Here is a 3,859-nt window from a genome sequence, read left to right as displayed (position 1 = left end):
GGGCGCCCCGCGGCGAGGCGGCGGCGCTCGGCCAGCGCGTGGCCGACGACCTGCTGGCCCAGGGGGCCGGGGCACTGCTGGCGGAGGCGGAGGGCCGATGAGCCGGACGCTGGCCGGCATCGGGGTCGTGGTCACGCGCCCCCGGTCGCAGGCCGACGCGCTTATCGATCGGCTACGGGCGCTGGGGGCCACGGTGGCCCCGCTGCCCACCATCGAGATCGAGCCCGTGGACGACCCCGACAGCGCCCGGGCCCTCGCGGCGGCCCTGGAGGCCGCCGACTGGCTGGTGTTCGTCAGTCCCGGCGGGGTCGAGGTGCTGCTGGAGCGTTTCGGTGGTGACGGTGTCGTATGCCCGCCGAACGCCCGTGTCGCCGCCGTGGGGCCCGGCACTGCGCGGGCCCTGCGGGGGCGCGGCTGGCCCGTCGACGCCAGCCCGGCGCAGGGCGGCGGGGCCGCCGCGCTGCTCGATAGCCCGGCGTTCGACCCGGCGGCGGGCTCCAACTGTGTCATCCTTGCCGGCGAGCACGGTCGCGCGCTGCTCGCCGATACCCTCGCTGCCCGCGGGGTCCGCGTGACCCGCCTCGGTGTCTACCGCGCCGTGGTGCCCGACGTGGACCCGGCGCCGGTGGTGGCGGGCTGGCGCGCGGGCTGGCTGCAGTACACTATCGTTACCAGCGTCACCGGGCTGTCGCATCTGCGCGAGCTCGTCGGCCCGGAAGGCTGGGAAGCCGCCTGCGGCAGCCGGCTGATCACCGTCTCCGAGCGCGTGGCCGAACGGGCGCGGGCGCTTGGTGTGCACGAGGTGCCGGTGATCGCCGCCCGGCCCGGGGACGAGGGCCTGATCGAGGCCCTCGGGCAGGCGGCCGAAGCATCCACAGGGAGTCATCCATGACGGAAGAGAACGAGCAGGAACGGCCCGTGCAGGGGGAGGAGCGACAGGACAGCGAGGCGGAGGCCACCGGGGCGCCCCGGCAGGCCGCGAGCGGGGGCAGCGCCGGTGGCGGCGGTCTGCGCGGACTGGCCGTCGCGGCGCTGGTGCTCGCCATCGTCTCGGTCCTCGCGGTCGCCCTCGGTGGCTGGTGGGGCTGGCAGCGTTACCAGGCGTTCGCGGCGAGGCAGGCGTCGCTGGTGGACCAGCAGGCGCTGAAGCAACGCAGCGACGGCCTGGACGAGCGCATCTCCGAGCTGCGGGGCCGTCTGTCGAGCCTGGACGAGCGCACCGCCGGGCGCGACCAGCGCCTCGCCGAGCTCAAGGCCTCGCTGGACGCCGTGACCGAGACCCAGTCCCAGCTCAAGGCGCAGATGGACCGCGTCGCCGAGCTCGCCCAGGTCAACCGGGACGACTGGCGGCGCTCCGAGGCCGCCTATCTCGCACGTGTCGCCGTCCATCGCCTGCGCTACTACCGTGACGTCGACGCCGCCCTCGGTGCGCTCAAGGCGGCGGACGGCATGCTCTCTGCCCTGGGCGGCGAGGTGATCGCGGAACGTAAGGCGATCCGCCAGGCCATCGACCGGCTCCTCGCCGTGACGGAACCGAAGACCGACCGGATCGCATCCACCCTGGCCGGCATCGCCGACGGTGTCGATGGTCTCCGCCTGCGTGCCGGCGCCGAGCCCCTGCCTGCCGCGAAGGCGGCGGACCATGGCGGGGAGGCCGGTGGCGAGGGTGCCCGCGGTCCCCTCGGCCGCGCCTGGAGCGAGTTCCGCGGGGCCATGGGCGAGCTCGTGGTGGTCTCCGGGCCGGAGCGCGAGGTGGTGCCCCTGCGCCCGATCCGGGAGCGGTTTTTCCTGCGCGAGAACCTCCGGCTGCAGCTGGAGAGCGCTCGGCTCGCAGCCATCCGGGGCGATGGCGCCCTCTACCGCGACTCCCTGAAACGCGCCCGTGACTGGCTGAGCCGCTACTACGATGACGGCGACGCGGCCGTGGCCGACGCCCTCGACCGCCTGGACGCGCTCGCCGACCGGCCGGTGCGCGTGACCCTGCCGGACATCCAGTCGGTCCTCGCGCCGGTGCGCGAGTTCGACTGAGGGAGGCCGTATGCGCAAGCTCTTCGTTGCCCTGCTGCTGCTGCTCGCGAGCATCGCCGCCGCGCTGTGGCTGCGCGACCACCAGGGGTTCGTGATCATCAAGGTCGGGGCCTGGTCGGTGCAGACCAGCCTCGTGCTCTTCGCCGGCATCCTGCTGGTGGGCTGGGCCGTCCTGGGGCTGGTCTGGACGCTGCTGGCGCGGCTGTTCGCCACGCCCCGCGGCATGCGCCGGTGGGTGCAGGGGCGGCGGCGCAACCGCAGCCGCGAGCGTCTGGTCAACGGCCTCATCCAGCTCGCCGAGGGCCACTACGAGCAGGCCGAGCGCATGCTCACCCGCCAGGCCGAGGCGGACGGGCTGGGGTTGTTCCACTACCTGCTCGCGGCCATCTCCGCCCATCGCCGGGGTGACAACGAGTCCCGCGACCGCTTCCTCAGCCTGGCCGACGAGAGCGAGTCCGGCGCCGAGGTCGCGGTCGGCCTGGTTCAGGCCCGGCTCCAGCTAGACGCCCGCCAGCGCGAACAGGCCCTCGCGACGCTGTCCTGGCTCCACGAGCGCGCGCCGGGCAACCGCCAGGTCCTGGCACTGCTCTACCGCTGCGCCACCGAGCTGGAGGACTGGGAGCGCGCCCGCGAGCTGCTGCCCCAGCTGCGTCGCCACCAGGCCCTGCCCGCCGACGAGCTGGACGCGCTGGAGACGCGCCTGGCCACGGAACGGCTGGATGACGCGGTGGCCCCGGGGGCGGAACAGAGCCTGGCGTCCATCTGGCAGGGCCTCACCCGGGCCGAGCGTCGTGACCCGGCGCTGCGTGCCCACTACGCGCGTTGCCTGATCCGCTCCGGGGAGTCGGCCGCCGCTGCCGAGCTGCTCAAGGGCTGGCTGCGTCACGACTGGGACGACCGCCTGGTCACGGCCTGGGGGGAGCTCGAGGAGGTGCCCGGCGACCAGGGCTTCGCCCAGGCGGAGCGCTGGCTGAACCATCGCCCGGACGATCCCGTCCTGCTGCGTACCGCCGGGCTGCAGGCATTGCGCGGCGGTCTGTGGGGCCGGGCGCGGAGCTGTCTGGAGGCGGCCGCCGCCCGTGACGACGACGCGCTCACGCACCGCCTTCTCGGTGACCTCTACCAGCAGCTCGGCGAGCCGGAGCTTGCCCGGCGTGCCTGGCACCGGGCCATGGATGCGGGCCTCGGCCGGCCCGCGGTTACCGTGCCGGCACTGCCGCCGCGTCAGGCCGCGGACGGTTCCGACGTCGCAGAAGAGGCGGGGGCGTCCTCGTCCGCCTAGTGCAGGCGTTCTCCGGCGGCGGTGCGGGTGCGCTGCCGCCGGCTGCGGCACCGGTGTTTCGCGGTCGTCCGCCCCCGCTCCGGCCTCGCCTGGGCGCAGTACAGGGCAATCACCGAGGCGTGCTGCAGCAGCGTCGGTACCGCCTCGGCCTCGACGAGGTGGTGGGCGATGGCGTTCGCCTCACTGCCGGAGGACATCCGTCCGTGCAGGCGCAGGAACGCCGCCTCGTCCGCGCCCAGACACGGGCAGGGCGTCGCGTGGAAGCGGATCGTGCGCCGGCCGTAACGGGCGATGGTCGCCATCAGTGCACGGAAGTGCCGGCGCATGATGTCGCCGTCGGCCGGGGCCGGCGCGTTGCCGAGTTCCGCGTCCACCGCCCGGGCCAGCGCGTCCGGCTCGTACTGCAGGGCGCAGGCCGCGCTGCGGAACGCGCGCAGCAGGTATTGCTCGAGCGGTTCCAGGTCCGCTGTCCGTCCCACCGTATCGCTGGACATCGCTCATCTCCGTTGGTGCGAGTGCCCTGACTTTAATCGCGAATGAGAAGCGAGT

The 3,859-nt window shown here is 74.2% G+C and carries 4 protein-coding genes; 3 read left to right on the top strand and 1 reads right to left on the bottom strand.

Features of this window, described 5'->3' with window-relative positions:
- Positions 1-97: 97 nt before the first annotated feature.
- The 3 genes from G7A99_RS08485 to G7A99_RS08475 are packed head-to-tail and all read left to right on the top strand — an operon-like array spanning position 98 to position 3,310.
- The gene (locus G7A99_RS08485; protein WP_018718053.1) at positions 98-892 is read left to right on the top strand and encodes a uroporphyrinogen-III synthase; all 795 of its coding nucleotides are present in this window, start codon (positions 98-100) and stop codon (positions 890-892) included.
- Positions 889-2,028, top strand: coding sequence for a uroporphyrinogen-III C-methyltransferase (locus G7A99_RS08480; RefSeq protein ID WP_163139527.1), 1,140 nt, complete (start codon positions 889-891; stop codon positions 2,026-2,028). The genes G7A99_RS08485 and G7A99_RS08480 overlap by 4 nt, the downstream gene beginning before the upstream one ends.
- Positions 2,029-2,038: 10 nt before the next feature.
- Complete coding sequence (locus G7A99_RS08475) at positions 2,039-3,310, top strand: heme biosynthesis HemY N-terminal domain-containing protein (RefSeq protein ID WP_163139525.1); 1,272 nt, start codon at positions 2,039-2,041, stop codon at positions 3,308-3,310.
- Here G7A99_RS08475 and G7A99_RS08470 read toward each other — a convergent pair.
- The gene (locus tag G7A99_RS08470) at positions 3,307-3,804 is read right to left on the bottom strand and encodes a hypothetical protein (protein ID WP_018718056.1); all 498 of its coding nucleotides are present in this window, start codon (positions 3,802-3,804) and stop codon (positions 3,307-3,309) included. The genes G7A99_RS08475 and G7A99_RS08470 overlap by 4 nt on opposite strands.
- Between the last annotated feature and the right edge of the window lie 55 nt (positions 3,805-3,859).

It is taken from the genome of Arhodomonas sp. KWT, assembly GCF_010993615.1.
The sequence above is the reverse complement of the archived record's forward strand: the minus strand, read 5'-3'. Positions and strand labels throughout refer to the sequence as shown.